15 protein-coding genes are annotated in these 14660 nt (G+C 35.4%); 7 read left to right on the top strand and 8 right to left on the bottom strand.

Translation table 11 applies throughout. The features are described from left to right. Positions 1-27 precede the first annotated feature (27 nt). The 4 genes from Y10_RS06370 to Y10_RS06390 all read right to left on the bottom strand — a co-directional run bounded on the left by Y10_RS06370 (position 28) and on the right by Y10_RS06390 (position 6014). Positions 28-993: a cbb3-type cytochrome c oxidase N-terminal domain-containing protein gene (locus Y10_RS06370; RefSeq protein ID WP_281764526.1), complete on the bottom strand. Its 966-nt coding sequence runs from the start codon at positions 991-993 to the stop codon at positions 28-30. A gap of 202 nt (positions 994-1195) precedes the next feature. Further along, positions 1196-3385, bottom strand: coding sequence for a cytochrome-c oxidase, cbb3-type subunit I (gene ccoN, locus Y10_RS06380; protein WP_281764528.1), 2190 nt, complete (start codon positions 3383-3385; stop codon positions 1196-1198). A 2-nt stretch (positions 3386-3387) separates the two neighbouring features. Further along, positions 3388-3567 carry a cbb3-type cytochrome oxidase assembly protein CcoS gene (gene ccoS, locus Y10_RS06385; RefSeq protein ID WP_281764529.1) on the bottom strand — a complete coding sequence of 60 codons (180 nt, stop codon included), beginning with the start codon at positions 3565-3567 and terminating at the stop codon, positions 3388-3390. 74 nt (positions 3568-3641) lie between these two features. Continuing rightward, positions 3642-6014 (bottom strand): heavy metal translocating P-type ATPase, encoded by a 2373-nt coding sequence (locus Y10_RS06390; RefSeq protein ID WP_281764530.1) that lies wholly within the window; start codon positions 6012-6014, stop codon positions 3642-3644. A 219-nt stretch (positions 6015-6233) separates the two neighbouring features. Between Y10_RS06390 and Y10_RS06395 the strand changes: the two genes are divergently transcribed. From Y10_RS06395 to Y10_RS06425, 7 genes are all read left to right on the top strand, one after another. Next, the gene (locus Y10_RS06395) at positions 6234-6821 is read left to right on the top strand and encodes a Crp/Fnr family transcriptional regulator (protein ID WP_309297821.1); all 588 of its coding nucleotides are present in this window, start codon (positions 6234-6236) and stop codon (positions 6819-6821) included. 241 nt (positions 6822-7062) lie between these two features. Beyond that, positions 7063-7719, top strand: coding sequence for a response regulator transcription factor (locus tag Y10_RS06400; RefSeq protein ID WP_281764532.1), 657 nt, complete (start codon positions 7063-7065; stop codon positions 7717-7719). A 343-nt stretch (positions 7720-8062) separates the two neighbouring features. Beyond that, the gene (locus tag Y10_RS06405) at positions 8063-9061 is read left to right on the top strand and encodes a 2-hydroxyacid dehydrogenase (protein WP_281764533.1); all 999 of its coding nucleotides are present in this window, start codon (positions 8063-8065) and stop codon (positions 9059-9061) included. Positions 9062-9142: 81 nt separating this feature from the next. Continuing rightward, positions 9143-9505, top strand: coding sequence for a DoxX family protein (locus Y10_RS06410; RefSeq protein ID WP_281764534.1), 363 nt, complete (start codon positions 9143-9145; stop codon positions 9503-9505). A gap of 12 nt (positions 9506-9517) precedes the next feature. After that, positions 9518-10003: a DinB family protein gene (locus Y10_RS06415; RefSeq protein WP_281764535.1), complete on the top strand. Its 486-nt coding sequence runs from the start codon at positions 9518-9520 to the stop codon at positions 10001-10003. Continuing rightward, on the top strand, positions 9991-10707 hold the full coding sequence (locus tag Y10_RS06420; protein WP_281764536.1) for an NRDE family protein: 717 nt from the start codon (positions 9991-9993) through the stop codon (positions 10705-10707). Before Y10_RS06415 ends, Y10_RS06420 begins: the two co-directional genes overlap by 13 nt. Continuing rightward, positions 10704-11732, top strand: a complete 1029-nt coding sequence (locus tag Y10_RS06425) for an ATP-grasp domain-containing protein (protein WP_281764537.1) — start codon at positions 10704-10706, stop codon at positions 11730-11732. Before Y10_RS06420 ends, Y10_RS06425 begins: the two co-directional genes overlap by 4 nt. On the opposite strand, the gene thiD is transcribed toward Y10_RS06425, so the two are convergent. Genes thiD through thiM form a run of 4 tightly spaced genes read right to left on the bottom strand, consistent with a single transcriptional unit; the run spans position 11733 to position 14612 of the window. Continuing rightward, positions 11733-12551, bottom strand: a complete 819-nt coding sequence (gene thiD / locus Y10_RS06430; protein WP_281764538.1) for a bifunctional hydroxymethylpyrimidine kinase/phosphomethylpyrimidine kinase — start codon at positions 12549-12551, stop codon at positions 11733-11735. It abuts the gene before it with no gap. Then, positions 12539-13195 (bottom strand): thiaminase II, encoded by a 657-nt coding sequence (tenA, locus tag Y10_RS06435; RefSeq protein ID WP_281764539.1) that lies wholly within the window; start codon positions 13193-13195, stop codon positions 12539-12541. The genes thiD and tenA overlap by 13 nt, the downstream gene beginning before the upstream one ends. Beyond that, positions 13192-13815, bottom strand: coding sequence for a thiamine phosphate synthase (gene thiE / locus Y10_RS06440; RefSeq protein ID WP_281764540.1), 624 nt, complete (start codon positions 13813-13815; stop codon positions 13192-13194). Before thiE ends, tenA begins: the two co-directional genes overlap by 4 nt. Continuing rightward, on the bottom strand, positions 13815-14612 hold the full coding sequence (gene thiM, locus Y10_RS06445) for a hydroxyethylthiazole kinase (RefSeq protein WP_281764541.1): 798 nt from the start codon (positions 14610-14612) through the stop codon (positions 13815-13817). The genes thiE and thiM overlap by 1 nt, the downstream gene beginning before the upstream one ends. Between the last annotated feature and the right edge of the window lie 48 nt (positions 14613-14660).

A 14660-nucleotide genomic window follows, 5' to 3' on the forward strand; every position in this document is an offset into this window, starting at 1 on the left:
TTCGGATTTTTTTGTTTACTTCCGTTTTTACTCAGCAGGAGTAACCTCTTCAGCTGGCGCTTCAGCAGCTTCTGTAGCAGGTACATCAGCTTCAGCTCCGTCTGCAGTGGCAGCATCGTCTGCTCCTGTCCAAATAATTTCTCCCATAGGTTCTTTTGGACTAGCAGGGGTACTACCTTGTAGGCTTAATACATAGCTGGCAACTTGTTGTACTTCAGATGGTTTTAAGGCATTTTTCCAAGCAGCCATTGTTTGGTTTCTTGGGCTACCCTCTGAAATGGTATGGAAAACGTTTTTAATACCTCCACCAAAAATCCAATATTTATCGGTAAGGTTTGGTCCAATTCCACCACCACCATCTGCAGCGTGGCAAGCAACACAGTTTTCGGCAAAAATTCTTTGTCCGGCAGATAAGTCAGCAGCTTCTGTTAGGTAGGTAGCAGATTCTGCATCTACCAAGTCTTTAGCTGTTTTCATATACTCTGCAATATCTAGTTCTGCTTGCGCCATTTCTTTTTCGTAAGCAGCAGCTTGTAAATCTGCTCCTAATACATGAAATCTTACTAAGTATACTACCCCAATAATAATGGTTAGGTAAAAACCATATAACCACCATGGCGGAAGGTTGTTGTCTAACTCTTTAATACCATCATAGTCATGCTCTAAGATGATTTCTCCTTCTTCCTCTATTGGTTTTTGATCTAATAACTTTTTGTATAATTTGTTATACCACGCATTTTCTTTAGCAATAGCTTTTTGCTCTGCCATTGCCGCTTTGCGTTCGTCGGTCATTATAGCATCTGTAAGGGCGTGCATAGTGCCTATCATTACCTCAATACCAATTAAAGCAATAGTAAATAAAGCTAAGAAAATTGGCACCTCAGGATAGGTTAAAAATGCAGGTTTATCTCCAGAGTCTATAAAGTATTCTGCGGCTCCTGCAACGAGCCCTACAATGATTACAACTCTTAAATATGATGTGAAACTTCTCATGATAGATTATTGTTGGTTGTTGTCAGTTCATCTTCTAATGGTAAAGCACTTATTTCTTTAATGTAATCTTTCTTTTTAGTAAATGCTCTAACAATAATCATAGTAAAGAACAGAAAGAATATTAACAGTGAAATAATTGGATATATTTCTATATCTGCTATTGTATCTAAATGATGTTTGATGAATTTTAACATGATTTAATTTATTTAGCAGTTACTTCTTCTTTTACAGTAATATCAGTACCTAGTCTTTGCAAGTATGCAATTAAGGCAACAATTTCTCTATCTTTTAAAGCAGCATCACCTGGAGCTAAATCTTTAAAGTCTCTAGCAATATCTTCATTAGTTAAAAGAGATGCTTCTATTGCTTTTGCCTGTGCTTCTAAAGCTGCTGGTGCATTTGCAATATCTTCATCAGAGTATGGTACTCCTAAGCTAGCAAGTGCTTCCATTTTAGATTGCGTGCTACTAGTATCTAATGTATTTTTAATAAGCCACTGATATCTAGGCATAATAGAACCTGAAGAGGTAGAGGTTGGGTCCCACATATGGTTAAAGTGCCAGTCATCAGATCTACCACCGTTAAATGGTTTCCCTTTAACACCTTCTCTGGCAAGGTCTGGCCCGGTACGTTTACTACCCCATAAGAATGGATGGTCGTACACAAACTCACCTGCTTTAGAATACTCACCATAACGCTCGGTTTCACTTCTAAACGGTCTAATCATTTGCGAGTGGCAACTAACACAACCCTCACGTATATAAAGGTCTCTACCTTCCATTTCAAGCGGAGTGTATGGTTTTACACTAGCAATGGTTGGTATGTTAGAGTCTACCATTAACGTAGGTACAATTTGAATTACACCACCAATAGCAACAGCTACTAAAGAAAGCACTGTAAATAAGATTGGTTTACGCTCTAACCAAGGGTGTAATTTTTCATTAGCAAGTCTACCTTTACTAATTTTCTTAAGTGCTGGTGCTTCTGCTAAATCATCTGTAACCGTAGACCCTTTTCTTACGGTTTGTATTAAGTTATATACCCCAACAATAGTACCGGTAAGGTATAAAGTACCACCAATAGCACGCATCCAGTACATTGGCATAATTTCGGTAACAGTTTCTAAGAAGTTACCATATACAAGCTTACCGTCTGGTGTAAATTGTTTCCACATAGAAGCCTGAGTAAACCCGGCAACGTACATTGGTAAGGCGTATAAGATAATACCTAAAGTACCAATCCAGAAGTGGAAGTTAGCTAATGAAAGCGAGTTTAATTTAGTTTTGTAAAGTTTTGGTACTAAATAATACATCATACCAAATGCCATAAATCCGTTCCAAGCTAATGCACCAACGTGTACGTGGGCAATAATCCAGTCTGTAAAGTGACCAATAGCATTAAATGTTTTTAATGATAACATAGGTCCTTCAAAAGTTGCCATACCATAACCGGTAATAGCTACCACCATAAATTTAAGAACAGGATCTGTACGTACTTTGTCCCAAGCACCACGAAGGGTAAGTAAACCGTTAATCATACCACCCCAAGATGGAGCAATTAACATTACAGAGAATACAGTACCTAAACTTTGTGCCCAATCTGGTAAAGAAGAGTACAATAAGTGGTGAGGCCCTGCCCAGATATAAATAAATATTAACGACCAGAAGTGTACAATAGATAATCTGTACGAGTATACAGGTCTGTTAGCTGCTTTAGGTACAAAGTAATACATTAACCCTAAGAAAGGTGTAGTAAGGAAAAATGCTACTGCATTGTGCCCGTACCACCATTGTACTAAAGCATCTTGAACTCCGGCATAGATAGAGTAACTTTTTAATCCGCTTACAGGAAGTTCAAGGTTGTTAAATACGTGAAGCATAGCAACCGTTACAAACGTAGCAATGTAAAACCATATTGCTACATAAATGTGGCGCTCTCTACGTTTTATTAACGTACCAATAAGGTTAATACCAAAAGCTACCCATACTAACGTAATGGCTAAGTCAATAGGCCATTCTAATTCTGCGTATTCTTTTGATGAGGTGTACCCTAAAGGTAAGGTGAGGGCTGCGCCTACAATGATAAGCTGCCATCCCCAGAAATTAAAATTACTTAAAAAGTCACTAAACATTCTTGCTTTAAGCAAGCGTTGTGTAGAGTAATAGGTACCTGCAAATATTGCGTTACCTACAAAGGCAAAGATAACAGCATTGGTGTGTAAAGGTCTTAACCTACCAAAGCTTAACCAAGAAATACCTTCGGTTAAAGTTGGGAATATAAACATGAACGCTAGTAGCAAACCTACCAACATCCCTACAATACCCCAAAGCATGGTAGCGTAGAGGAACTTTTTTACAATTTTGTTATCGTAATAAAATTGCTGCATTTCCATAATTATGATTGTTTATTCTTAGTTTGTTTTTCTTGTTTTACTAATTCGTCCTCAAAAAGCATGCGGACAGATGGCGTGTAACTGTCGTCATATTGCCCTGACTTTACTGCACGAATAAACAGGGTGAAAAAGACGATAGCTACAATAATGCTAACCGTTATTAAAATATAAATTACACTCATACCTATTTTAAGAATGTTTAACAAAAGTAGTTTGACAGACAGCTGTAAAGAATGATATTTATCATATTCCAGAATTATTTTAATTGTTTTCCGGCTATGTTAGTAAGTATGGTAACAAAGGTTACAATACTAATAGAGCTTAAAGGCATTAAGATGGCTGCTATTACTGGAGATAGATTACCACTAATAGCAAAACTTAACCCTATGATGTTATAGATAAAAGAAAGTATAAAGCTTGCTTTTATAATATTAATAGCTGATTTGGCTATATGTAAATACACAGATAATTTACTTACGTTTAAGGCGTCTAAAATGGCATCGCACGCAGGTGAAAACACGTTCACGTTTTCGGCTATAGCAATACCAACATCACTTTGTTTTAAAGCTCCTGCATCATTTAAGCCGTCACCCACCATTAATACATTATGTTTTTGCTGTTGTAACTGGCTTACAAAATTTAGCTTACTGTCGGGCTTTTGGTTAAAATGTAATTCGGTGCCCTTTGGTAGCATTTCTGTTAAGGCTTCTTTTTCACTATCGTTATCTCCTGAAAGAATGACCAGTTTGTAATTTTTAGACAGGTTATTGAATAGTTCTTCAATACCTTGTCGGTAAGCATTTTTAAACAGGTATTTACCTTTATATTGGTTGTTGATACTAATATAAACTGCAGTTTTAGTAGATTTTTCAATATTGTTTGAAGTAACAAAAGATGGTGCTCCCACTTTAATTTCGGTACCGTCATAAGTAGCTATCATCCCTTTTCCGGCAATTTCTTCAAAAGCATCGGGCGTTAGCACTGTGGTACTTTTAATAGAGTCATACAACTGTCTACTAAGTGGGTGATTAGAATTTCTAAGGGTATTTTTTAAAATAATTTTTTCTTCTGCCGATAGTGGTATGCCTTCATAGGTTAAGGCTCCTTTGTTTCCGTGTGTAATGGTTCCGGTTTTATCAAAAATAACCGTATCTATCTTGGCTAGTTTTTCTAATACATCGGCATTTTTTAAATAGCATTTTTTCTTCCCTAAAATACGTAGTAAGTTCCCCATGGTAAAAGGGGCTGATAATGCTAAAGCACAAGGGCAGGCAATAATTAGTATGGCAGTTACTACATTCCAGGCTTTTGCCGGTTCTATAAAATACCAGGTAAGTCCAGAGGCTAATGCTACAAGTAGTATGGCAATTGTGAAGTACTTGCTAATGGTATCTGTAATAGACTTAAAGCCTTCTTCTTTGTTTGTGTTAAAAACATCATTACTCCATAATTGAGTTAAGTAACTTTGCGATACACTTTTGAGTACTTCCATTTCAATAGCTCCGCTAGTTTGTTTACCACCAGCAAAAAGTTTATCTCCACTTTGTTTTACTACTGTTTCAGACTCACCAGTAACAAAGCTATAGTCTATTTGAGCATCGCCATTTATTAAAATTCCATCTACGGGTATTAACTCTTGGTTTCTAATAAGTATTCTATCTCCTTTCTGAATATCGTATACCTGAATAGTTTCTTCGGTATGGTCGGCATTTACTTTGGTAATACCAATAGGGAAGTAGCTTTTGTAGTCTCTTTCAAAGGATAAGAAGTTATAAGTTTTTTGCTGAAAAAATTTACCTAGCAATAAGAAGAATACCAATCCGGTAAGGCTATCAAAAAAACCTTGACCATGATCCATTATAATTTCAAAAACACTTCTGAAAAACAGTACTAAAATTCCTAACGCAATAGGAACATCAATATTTAAGAATTTAGATCGAAGTCCTTTGTACGCTGATACAAAATAGTCGCTAGCAGCGTAGAAAACTACTGGTAGGCTCATGGCAAACATAATCCATCTGAATAAGGTTTTATATTGATTTAACCAATATTCGTCTACTTCAAAATATTCGGGAAACGATAGTAACATTACATTTCCAAAAGCAAAACCTGCAACACCTAGTTTGTAGAGTATGTCTCTATTAATTCCTTTCTTGGTGTTGGTATAATCTTCTAAGCTAATGTAAGGTTCATACCCAATGCTACTCAATAAAAGCACAATATCTTTTAAGCTTCCTTCATTAGCATTATAAGTAACTCTAACCGTTTTTTTAGGAAAGTTTACAATAGCACTTGAAATACTTTTATTTAATTTTTGCAGATTTTCTAATAACCATATACAAGAACTACAATGAATGGAAGGAATGTATAAAGTGGCAATCTGTACAGAACCATCATTAAAATCTAAAAGCTTTTCATAGATTTCTGGTTTTGTAAGAAAATCAAATTTTCCTTCTATTTCTTTGGGGGTTGTACCAGGGGTTTGCTCCAAATCGTAGTAACAGCTTAGTTCATTTTCAGCGAAAATTTCATAAACTGTCTTACAACCGTTACAACAGAAAATCTTATCGTCGTGTACAATAGACGTGTCTTCACAGTGATTTCCACAGTGATAGCAGTGTGACTCCATAATTTGCTCATTTACCTAAAACAAAATTGATAATCAATAGGTAAAAAATATATGATATTTGTCATGTATTTCTTAAATTTGAAGTAATCTAAAATTTAACTAAAATCTTCCTGCGCTATGGGTAAATGTGAACAGTGTATTATACGTAAGTTTAGTTCTTTAAGAGCTTTGAATAAGGAAGAGCTAATAAAGATTTCTTCATGTAAAACTTCACGAATAGTGAAGAAGGGTGAGCCTCTTTTTGAAGAAGGAGACCATTTAAAAGGCGTATTTTGTATTAGAGAAGGAGCATGTAAGCTTACCAAGCTTAGTTCTAATGGAAAAAATCACATCGTAAAGTTCATTACCAAGGGAGATTTATTAGGTCAACGAAGTGTTATTAGTGACGAATCTGTGAATTTAAGTGCCGTTGCAGTAAATGATATGGAAGTGTGTTTTATACCTCGTGATGAGATTATGGATTCTTTTAGAGGGAACCCTGATTTTTCTGTGGAGGTAGTAAGAGATATTTGTTACGACCTTAAGAACTCAGATGATGTTTCTGTAAACATGGCACAGAAAAATGTAAAACAACGTTTGGCAGACTCTTTACTTTACATGCACGATACTTTTGGAGAAGATATAGATGGGTTTATTAAAGTACAGCTATCTCGAGAGGAAATTGCCGGAATGGTTGGTACCGCTACAGAATCGTTAATTAGAATGCTTTCTGAATTTTCTAAAAAAGGATTGATAGAGGTGAAAGGGAAGCGTATTAAAATTTCAAGTATCTTAAAGATACAAAACGTATCTGATGGAATTATGTAGTAAGGTGGCTTTTTTGTAAGTTAATTGCTGTTTAATGTGTTGGTTTTGTTTGTTTTATCTTATTTTAATTTAGTTTTTTGTATAAGATGATTTCAAATAGAAAGTGTTTTCGTATTTCTCTATTATTTCTGCACCTTTTCCCTAAAAAAGTGGTACATTAATTTAAAATTGTTTTACAAACAAGAATTGAGTGTAATTTATTGATAATCAGTGAATTTTTTCTCATTAAAAATGAAGAACTATGATAAGGGTAAGTGTGGTAGATGATCATAAGCTGTTTAGAGAAAGCTTGGCTATTTTATTAGAAACCTTTGAGAATGTAGATGTAGTTTCAAAATTTGGAAACGGAAAAGAATTGATTGATGCATTAACTGCTTCTGAAGTTATACCAGATATTATTCTATTAGATATTCAAATGCCGGTGATGGATGGTTTTGCAACCAGTGAGTATTTAAGAGAACATTACCCTGATATTAAAATAATAATAGTATCTCAGCTTACAACCAGAGAGAGTATTCATAAAGTGATGGAATTTGGGGTGCATGGTTTTTTTACAAAAAACTCGGCTCCTGATGATTTAGAAGAAACCATTCGAATTTTAAAAGAACGAGATTTTTATTTAGGTAAAGATTTGTCGTGGGCGTTAAGCGAATTGATTGAGTTTGGCGATAAGGCTGAGAATCCTCTAGGGGTAGTGATAACAGAACGAGAACTAGATGTTATTAGACTTGCCGCTAAGGAATATAATAGCGTTCAAATTGCTGATGAATTAAACATAAATGTGCGTACTGTGGAAACCCATAGAAAGCGAATTATGGAGAAGACAAAATGTAAAAACTTCATTGGAGTAATAGTTTATGCATTAAAAAATAACTATCTGAACCTAGAGCGTATGTAAATTACGTAAAAATACGTATTGTTTAAATCTAGGATATATTGGATATTTGTAACAAGCAAAAGGGAAATATTCTCTTTTTAGAATTAAGATTATAATTTGTTTATCTAAATAAATTGAAAAGTCAATAGTTGTTAGTTTTAATAATTATTGTGTTTAAACAATTAAACATTTATATGTTTAAGGGTTTGGTTTGGGGGGAAAAGCTGTCTGGAAAGACAGCTTTTTTATTTTTACAATCTTCTGTATCTTCTTATCTTGTAGTACACTATTTCTTGGTACTACCTTGATGTAGTTTGTAAAAATTATATGTTAAGATTACAATTCTATAAACCTTATAAAAAATATGTTAGTTACACATAACCCCAAAAAAGAAAGCACTGATAAGAGTATTTTTATTAATAGAAATATCCCTAATGAAGCTATAGATTTACTTACCACAGCAGGGTTTAGACTGTTAGTTTGGGAAGGAGACCAAGTGTTGCCTAATGATGAAATAAATGAATTATTAAAAGATTGTGATGCTTTTTTAAGTACCGGAGCCATTACTATAACTCCACAACTTTTACAAGATAAGCCAAAGTTAAAAATTGTATCTCAAGCCTCGGCTGGTTATAATAATATAGCTATAGAGGAAGCCAGTAGTTTAAATATTTGTGTTGCTAATGCACCTGGTACTATGAATAAAGCAACAGCAGATATAGCTTTTACCTTAATGCTTAATGCCTCTAGAAAAATGTTTTATATGAACCAACTTATTAAAGAAGGTAAGTGGGAAGCATTTAAGTTTACCGATTTTCTAGGGCAAGAATTACATGGAAAAACTTTAGGTGTCTTTGGCCTAGGTAATATTGGTTATGAAATGGCAAAGCTTTGTAAAGCGGCTTATAATATGGATATCATTTATCATAATAGAAGTAAAAATGAACAGGCAGAAACCACACTAGATGCCAATTATGTTTCTTTTGATGAGTTGGTTGAAAAGAGTGATGTTATAAGTGTACATTGTAACCTAACAACCGAAACCAAAGGTGTTTTTAACAAAGAGATTTTTTCTAAAATGAAACCAACATCTATATTTATTAATGTAGCTAGGGGCGGTGTGCATGTAGAAGAAGATTTAATTGAAGCGCTACAGACAAATAGTATTTGGGGCGCAGGGTTAGATGTTACCAATCCAGAGCCAATGGAAAAAGATAATCCGTTATTGTTTATGGAAAATGTTGCAGTAACGCCGCATATAGGTTCTGCCACTACCACTGCTAGAACGGCAATGGCTATGTTAGCTGCGCAAAATATTATTGACTTTTTTGAAGGGAAAAGCCTGTCAACAAAAGTGAATTAACCAAAAGAATAGCTGTTTATGTAAGCTAGCTTACATATTTATAAGCTAGGCTGAAGTAGTTTTACCAGCAAAAAAAGAAAGATGAAAAAGCTGGTTGTAATTGCACTAAAATGGGTGCCTGCATTAATAATGTTACAGACGTTGTTTTATAAATTCTCAGGAGCAGAGGAGAGCATATTTATTTTTTCAGCATTGGGAGTGGAACCTTATGGTAGGTATGTAGTTGGAGTTTTAGAATTGATAGCTTCCATTCTTTTGGTACTGAAAAAGTACGATGTGTATGGAGGACTTTTAGGAGTGCTTTTAATGTCTGGCGCCTTAGCATCTCATGTTTTGGTACTGGGTATAGAAGTGAATAATGATGGGGGACTGTTGTTTGCATTAGCACTTATTACATTAATAAGTTGCTCATTTTTAATATTGATTAGAAGAACTGATAAATAAAGAAATAGAAGAATGATTACAGGTGTAGTTGCGGTTTTACAAAACCTAAAAGAGGTGCTTGAACAATTGGAGCAAGCGGCATATATTAAACCATGTGAAAATTTAGACAATGCTACTATAGGCGGACATACCAGACATATTATAGAGTTGTTCCAAGGGTTAATAAATGGCTATGCTAATGGAGTAGTTAACTATGATGCTCGTAAGCGCGATATGTTGTTAGAAACTGATGTAATGGTAGCGGTTAACGCTATTGATGCTATTATTAAAAATTTGAAAATAGAGGATAAACCATTGATGTTGGTGCAGCAAATAGGAGAGAAAACTATTGATTTTTCTACCAATTACTACCGTGAACTGCTGTATAATGTAGAGCATTGTATTCATCATCAGGCATTGATAAGAGTGGCACTTAAAAGTGTTGATGCTATAAAAGTGAATGAACAGTTTGGAGTAGCCTTTGCTACCTTAAATTACAGACAACAATGTGCACAGTAAGTTATATACATACGGGTACCGAAGTGGTAATTACGTCTAATAGAGACGAACATACAAATAGACCAGCAGCTGTTGCACCGCAAACTTATTTATCAAATGGGAAACAAGTTATTTTTCCGAAGGATGTAGTTGGGGGCGGTACTTGGTTTGCCATAGATGACAAAGGGAATGCAGTGGTGTTATTAAATGGAGCTAAAGAAAAGCATATTCCTAAGCCTCCTTATAGGGTTAGTAGAGGGATTATTGTGACCAGTCTTATTAGTAGTGAGTGTATTGTAGATGGCTGGAAGTCTGTTGATTTGAATCATGTAGAGCCCTTTACCTTAGTAATTTATGAAGATGGAAATTTGTTTGAAACCTACTGGGATGGCATATCAAAACACATAACTAAACTAAATGCACAACAACCGCATGTGTGGTCTTCATCTACCTTGTATGAGCCATCTATAAGAACTATAAGGGCAAAATGGTTTTATGATTTTACTTCACAACCAGATAAGTTAGATGCTTTCAAAATTTTAGATTTTCATAAACATTCGCATTCCGGTAATAAAGAATATGGGTTGCAAATAAATAGGCAAGGTATTTTTAAAACTGTTAGCATCACACAACTGGTTCTTAAGAATAATATTCCTAAGGTTACCTATATAGATACTGCAAAGTCTACAGAAGTAATTGCACTATTTCCTAAAGCAGCTGTATGAGACTGCTCTTCCATAAAATAAAGCATTGGGAGTATTGGCCATTTCAGGTGGTGTATATGCCCATTTTTTTTGCTTGGCCTTACTTTGCCTTAAAAGCTGGCAATTGGTTCTTTTTTAATTGTGTAAATCCGGGTATTAAAAACGGAGGATTTATAATGAACAGCAAAAAGGAAATTTATGATGCTATACCTGCGCAGTATTATCCTAAGACTGTACTTGTTCGACCAACCGATACCATACGTGCTGTTAGTGATAAACTAAATAAAAATACACTACAATATCCTGTTTTTGTAAAACCTGATATTGGGTTGCGTGGTACAGGTGTTGAAAGAATTAATGATGTATTAGGTTTAGAGCAATATCATAGCACGGTGAGAACTTCTTATTTAATACAAGAAGTAATTCCTTTTAAAAATGAAGCGGGGATATTTTACGTTCGTAAACCGAATGAGGATAAAGGAAATATTACAGGTATTGTTTATAAAGAACTTTTAACCGTAGTGGGCGATGGAACATCTTCTGTGGAGGAATTATTGAATACCAATAAGCGCTTTGCTTTTCAATTGAAAACATTGAGACAATCTCATCAAGATGAGCTGAAGACAATACTAGAAAAAGGAGTGTCTAAAGTATTGGTACCTTATGGTAATCATTGTAGAGGCGCTAAGTTTTTAGATGCCCGTAGTATGATAACCCCCGAATTGGAAACTTGCATTGATGAGGTTTGTAAGCAAATTCCAGGCTTTTATTATGGTAGAATAGATTTAATGTTTGCGTCGTGGGAGTTATTATCCGCAGGGAAACAATTTGCTATTGTAGAGTTAAATGGGGCGGTAAGTGAACCCGCCCATATATATGATCCTAAGCATACAATTTGGTTTGCCTGGAAAGAACTTTGGAAACATTTTAATTTAATGGCAGGAATAGCCCGGTTAAATAAATCAAAAGGACTCAAAAATGTACCAGTAACCAAAGGAGTCATTGAACTATCTAAACATTTTAAGTACTTAAAAAGTATTCAGTAGTTAATCCCAAAACTTATAAAAGTGAGCAACGGGTCCGTGTCCTTTTCCTAAGGTATAGTCTTTTCCTTCTACTAAGGCCTCGTGTAAATATTTAATACCTTGTTCAACTGCTTTTTCCATAGAGTTACCTTTTGCTAAAAAAGAAGCTATAGCAGCGGATAACGTACAACCCGTACCATGGGTGTTTGGTGTGTGTATCCTGTTGTTTTTAAAGGTATGTATGGTATCAGTTGTAAAACTATATAAAACATCTGTCAATGTATCTTCTTCAAAGTGGCCTGCTTTTAATAGAACAGAAGTGTTGTATTGTTTTCCTAATACGGTAGCATACTCAGCCAATGTTTCTTGATGCTCAATTTCTTTTCCAATTAATAAAGAAGCTTCAGGTAGGTTAGGGGTTATCAATGTGGCTATTGGTAATAACTCATTTTTAAGGGTAGTTATAGCTTCTTCTCGTAACAACCGATCTCCCGAAGTTGCAATCATTACCGGGTCTAATACAATATTTTTAACAGGGTACTTAGCCAGTGCCTCTTTAACCGTTTGTATAACCTCGCTACTATGTAGCATCCCTATTTTTACCGCATCAAACGCAATATCTGAAAAAACAGCTTCTAATTGGTCCTTTAAAAAACTAACAGGAACCGCATGTATGCCTTGAACCCCTTGTGTGTTTTGAGCAGTTAACGCTGTTATTGCAGAGGCCGCATAGCATCCGCAAGCGGAGATTGCTTTAATATCTGCCTGTATGCCGGCACCACCACCAGAGTCGCTGCCTGCAATGGTAAGTACTTTATGATATTGTTTTATATTTTCCATGATTCTAATTGATAAGCGCTATCCCAAAATAACCATTCCATTTTAGAAGCCATTGTAAAGGCTTTTGTCATTTCGGCTTGTTGTTGTTCAGTAGCTTGTGATGCTATTACGTTGGTAATTTCAATGGCCTTTCTAACAGATTCGGCAAAAGCCTCACCGCCATAGGTGTTTATCCATTCTTGGTATGGGTTTTCTGCTTTTGTTTGGTTCGCTAATATATAATCGCCTACTTCTTTATATATCCAAAAACATGGTAATACTGCTGCAATAGCTACTTCTAACGGTTTGGTGGCTAGTTGAGCTTCTAAATAATTTGTATAAAGGGTGCATGCAGGAGATTTTTCAATACTACTTGCTACATCAAAAGTTGTTAAAAAGGTTTTGTGTAGTTCTCTTTCTACCATAATAGTTCCTGAAGAAAACTCAAGAAAATCTTGTACATGGTTGGCATCTGTAAGTTTACTGGCAATACCAGATAAAACTCTCCCAAATGTAGCTAGATACAAAGCGTCTTGCTGTATATAAAAAGAGAATTTTTCTTTGGGTAAAGTGCCCTCCATAAGTTCAGTAATAAACGGATGTAAAAGAATTTTATCGTAAATAGGAGTAATGGTACTCCAAGCATTGGTACTCCATTTTGTCATGATAATAATTGTTTTAAATGTTTAGCAGCTTTCTCGGGGGAAGGCGCTTTCATAATGGCAGATACTACAGCAATACCATTGGCACCTGCTTGTTTTATTTGTTGCGCATTGGTAGCATCAATCCCTCCAATAGCTACGGTTTTGTGTTTGGTAATAGTGCTTATTTTTGTTACCCCTTTTATTCCAAAAGCTATTTTAGTATCGGTTTTTGTAGGGGTGCTAAACACAGGAGAAATGCCAATATAGTCAACATCTAGTGTATTGGCTTCTTGTACTTGTTCATAGCTTTCTACAGAAAGACCTATAATTTTATCAGCACCTAGTAATTTTCTGGCAATGTGGTATGGCATGTCGTTTTGTCCAATATGCACTCCGTCTGCATCTATGGCTAAAGCAACATCTACTCGGTCGTTTATAATAAGCGGAACGCTATACGTACTTAAGATGGCTTTAAGTTGTTTAGCAATTTCTATAAAGGTTTTGGTGTCTGCTGTTTTTTCTCTTAGTTGTACCATAGTTACGCCTCCCTTAACCGCTTGCTCTACAACCGTAGGTAATTCTTGTAAAGGAACCATGGAACTGTCTGTAACCAAATATAAAAGTAAGTCTGCAGTTTCCATTATGCTTTGTATAAATCTGAAACTTCTTTAGCTGTAATTGAATATAAAGCATCTAAAAAGTGTAATTGTAAAGTTCCTGGGCCTGTAGCTTTTTCTGCGGCTAACTCACCTGCAATGCCCATAATAGCCATAGCACTGGTACATGCTTCTAAGGTATTGTTTTCAATTACTGAAAAAGCCCCACATAGGGCAGAAGCCGTACAACCTAACCCAGTAACCTTTGGCATTAATGGATGTCCGTTTTCAATTGTATAGGTAGTTGTGCCATCAGTAATATAGTCGGTAGCTCCGCTGATAACTACAATACTATTTGTTTTTTTTGCTAGCTCTTTTGCTCCGGTTACAGCATCATCGGAAGCCATGGTACTATCTACACCTTTGGTTTGAATCCCCTCATTTACGAGTGCCATAATTTCAGAAGAATTCCCTCTAATAATGGTAGGATTACAGGTTTCAATAATTTCCCAACACGTTTTAGTTCTGAATGGTGTAGCACCTGCCCCAACAGGGTCTAAAATAATTGGAATACCTTTTTTGTTTGCAGCTTTACCAGCCGCTAGCATACCTTCTACCCATTGCGCATCTAGAGTTCCGATATTGATAACCAAAGTACCGGCAATGGCTACCATTGCTTCCATTTCCTCTATTGCATGCGCCATTACAGGAGATGCGCCAACTGCTAGCAACGCATTGGCCGTATTATTCATAACTACGTAGTTGGTAATATTATGTACTAAAGGACTTTGCTCTTGTACTAATTGAAGATTCTTAATAATGTTTTCTTTGTTGAGTTTCATACTTACATATTTAAAATAAAAACGTCATTTCCTGATACGGTATAAGGA

Source organism: Neptunitalea lumnitzerae (assembly GCF_027924185.1).
GTDB lineage: Bacteria > Bacteroidota > Bacteroidia > Flavobacteriales > Flavobacteriaceae > Neptunitalea > Neptunitalea lumnitzerae.